General features: G+C 71.3%; 3 protein-coding genes and 1 pseudogene. 1 reads left to right on the top strand and 3 read right to left on the bottom strand.

Going from position 1 to position 3,218, the window contains the following annotated elements; translation table 11 throughout:
- Positions 1-7 precede the first annotated feature (7 nt).
- The 3 genes from AOK09_RS32300 to clpS all read right to left on the bottom strand — a co-directional run bounded on the left by AOK09_RS32300 (position 8) and on the right by clpS (position 2,476).
- Complete coding sequence (locus AOK09_RS32300; protein ID WP_055590777.1) at positions 8-1,426, bottom strand: amino acid permease; 1,419 nt, start codon at positions 1,424-1,426, stop codon at positions 8-10.
- 151 nt (positions 1,427-1,577) lie between these two features.
- Entirely contained in the window at positions 1,578-2,171 is a 594-nt protein-coding gene (locus AOK09_RS32295) for a DUF2017 domain-containing protein (RefSeq protein ID WP_055590776.1), read from the bottom strand.
- Between the two features lie 2 nt (positions 2,172-2,173).
- Positions 2,174-2,476 carry an ATP-dependent Clp protease adapter ClpS gene (gene clpS, locus AOK09_RS32290; protein ID WP_055590775.1) on the bottom strand — a complete coding sequence of 101 codons (303 nt, stop codon included), beginning with the start codon at positions 2,474-2,476 and terminating at the stop codon, positions 2,174-2,176.
- Positions 2,477-2,634: 158 nt separating this feature from the next.
- Between clpS and AOK09_RS32285 the strand changes: the two are divergent.
- Positions 2,635-3,218 (top strand): annotated as a pseudogene (locus AOK09_RS32285) (nicotinate phosphoribosyltransferase); the annotation flags it as partial.

Below are 3,218 nucleotides of genomic sequence, written 5' to 3'. Positions count from 1 at the left end.
GCGGGGCTCAGGCTTCGCTCAGCGCCTCGGGTTGCGGGTCCTGCGGGGTGGCGACCGCGCCGGGGTTGCGGCGCCGGAGCACCAGGTACCCGCCGGTCAGCAGCAGCGCCCAGCCGGGGAGGACGTAGAGCGAGACACGGGCGTCGGCGTCACAGGCGATCAGCACGGTCACCAGGGCCAGGAAGGCCAGCGCCAGCAGGCTGGTCCAGGGGGCCCCCGGGGCTCTGAAGGCGGGCACGGGGAGCCGGCCCGCGCGATAGGCGGTGCGGTAGCGCAGCTGACAGACCAGGATGACGGCCCAGGTCCAGATGCCGGCCACGGTGGCGACCGAGGTGATATACGTGAAGGCCTTGGCGGGGGCGGTGTAGTTGAGGACCACGCCGACGCACATCAGCAGCGCGGAGACGGTGATGGCGGCGGCGGGGGTGCGGCGGGCGTTCAGCCGGGTGACCGCGCCGGGGGCCTGGCCCCTGAGGGCGAGGTCGCGCAGCATCCGGCCGGTGGAGTACATGCCGGAGTTGCAGGAGGAGAGGGCGGCGGTGAGCACCACGAAGTTGACGATGCCGCCGGCGGCCGGGATGCCGATCCTGGTGAAGGCGGCGACGAAGGGCGACGCGCCGGGCTGGAACTCGCTCCATGTCACCAGGGAGAGGATGACCAGCAGGGCGCCGACGTAGAAGATGCCGATCCGCAGCGGGAGGGTGTTGATGGCCCTGGGGAGGGTCTTCCGGGGGTTCTCGCTCTCCCCCGCGGTGACGCCGACGAGTTCCACGCCGAGGTAGGCGAACATCACGATCTGCAGCGTCATCAGGGTGGAGCCGACGCCGTGGGGGAACAGGCCGCCGTCCGCCCACAGGTGGGTGACCGAGGCGGTGTCGCCGGCCTTGCTGAAGCCGAGGGTGAGGACGCCGACGCCGATCAGGATCATGCCGAGGATGGCGGTGACCTTGATCAGGGAGAACCAGAACTCGATCTCCCCGAAGAGCTTCACCGAGATCAGGTTGGCGGTGTAGAGGATCACCAGGAAGAGCAGCGCGCTGGTCCACTGGGGCACGGCCGGGGCCCAGTAGTGGATGTAGACGGCGGCCGCGGTGACCTCGGCCATGCCGGTGACGACCCACATCAGCCAGTAGGTCCAGCCGGTGACGAAGCCGGCGAAGGGGCCGAGGAACTCCCGGGCGTACTCGGCGAAGGAGCCGGAGACGGGCCGGTAGGTGAGCAGTTCGCCGAGGGCGCGCATGATGCAGAAGACGACGGCGCCGGCGACCGCGTAGGAGATCACCAGGCTGGGGCCGGCCTTGTGGATGGCCGTGCCGGCGCCGAGGAAGAGCCCGGTCCCGATGGCTCCGCCGATGGCGATCATCTGGATCTGGCGGCTGCCCAGTCCGCGCTCGTAGCCCTCGTCTGGAGGGTTCTTTCCTGACATGGGGTGCAGTCGTATCACCGGCCGCCCGAATATCGGTGCCGAACGCAGCGGAATTCAGGCCTGGGAAGGGATGATTCACCCGTTGTGCACGGATTCGGCGGGCCCGCCGTCCCGGGATGCGGGATGCGATCCCGGACCGGTGCGGCCGCCGTCAGCCGAGGACGGCCTCGATCAGCGACTCCTGCATGGCGCCGAGCCAGAGGTAGGCCATCACCATGGGCTTGGCCGGGTCGTCGTCGGGGAGCCGGTAGAGCCGGTCGTCCTCGCTGTCGTCGGAGACCTCCAGCCGGGCGCCCAGGGTCAGGCGCAGGTCGTTGAGGGCGCCGAGCCACCTGCGGCACTGGTCGGCGTCCAGCCGCAGCACGCCGCCGGAGCCGCCGGCCGCGTCGGACATCCCGTCCAGGCAGCGCACCACGGCGAGGGCGTCGTCGCGCTTGCGGGCCCGCAGGTCGAGTTCGGTGTAGCGGCGGAACTCCGCGGAGGCGGCCCGCTGCTCCTGGTCGGGCTCCTTGGCCGGCTCCCCGTAGGCGTCGGGGAAGAGCCTCGCCAGCGCCGGGTCCTGCGGCGGGGCGGAGGGGCCCTCGGCGAAGAGCGCGGCCAGCGGGTCGCTGTCGGCGCCCTCGGCGGGGCCGGGGCCGATCAGCTCCAGCATCTGCACGGCGAAGCTGCGGAGAATGGAGACCTCCACCTCGTCCAGCGCGATCGCCGCGCCGCCGCCAGGGGCCGTCTCGAACAGTCCTGCCATCTCTACCTGTCCTGGCTGAGGGTGGCCCACAGCCCGTAGCCGTGCATCGCCTGCACGTCGCGTTCCATCTCCTCGCGGGTGCCGCTGGAGACCACCGCCCGGCCCTTGTGGTGCACGTCCAGCATCAGCTTCCGGGCCTTGTCCTTGGGATAGCCGAAGTAGGACTGGAAGACGTACACCACATAGCTCATCAGGTTGACGGGGTCGTTGTGCACGATCGTCACCCAGGGGGTGTCGGGACTGGGGACCGCCTCGGAGGCGGACTCCGACTCGGTGCGCTCGATCTCGGCCGGCGCGACGCTCACTGGCGCGTCCCCTTCACTCCCTTGCGTGTGCGCCCGGCGGGCGCGTCCCCACAGGGTCCATGCTGCCATCCGGCCGTCCGCGTTGCGATTCCGGCTCGCCCCCGACACAGAAATCGTCAAACTGACGTTAAGGGGGTAGCATCACCGGTATGGACGTCATGGACGCATCCGGCGCCGACCGCGCGCCCTCCACCGCGCTGCTCACCGACCACTACGAGCTCACCATGCTGCAGGCCGCGCTGCGCAGCGGAGCCGCACACCGCCGCTCGGTCTTCGAGGTCTTCACCCGGCGGCTGCCCGAGGGCCGCCGCTACGGCGTGGTGGGCGGCACCGGCCGGGTCCTGGACGCCATCGAGTCCTTCCGCTTCGACACCGCCCGGCTGGACTGGCTGTCCGACCACGGTGTGGTGGACGACGCCACCCTGGCCTGGCTGGCCGCCTACCGCTTCCGCGGCGACGTCAGCGGCTATCCCGAGGGGGAGGTCTACTTCCCCGGGTCGCCGATCCTGACCGTCGAGGGCTCCTTCGCGGAGGCGGTGGTGCTGGAGACGGTGGTGCTGTCCATCCTCAACCACGACTCGGCGATCGCCGCGGCGGCCTCCCGGATGACCGCGGCGGCGGGCGCCCGCCCGTGCATCGAGATGGGCGCCCGGCGCACCCACGAACACAGCGCCGCCGCGGCCGCCCGGGCCGCCTATGTGGCGGGCTTCGGCTCCACCTCCGACCTGGAGGCCGGCTTCCG

Origin of the sequence: Peterkaempfera griseoplana, from assembly GCF_001418575.1 — a bacterium.
In the GTDB taxonomy this organism is placed as follows: domain Bacteria; phylum Actinomycetota; class Actinomycetes; order Streptomycetales; family Streptomycetaceae; genus Peterkaempfera; species Peterkaempfera griseoplana.
The sequence above is the reverse complement of the archived record's forward strand: the minus strand, read 5'-3'. Positions and strand labels throughout refer to the sequence as shown.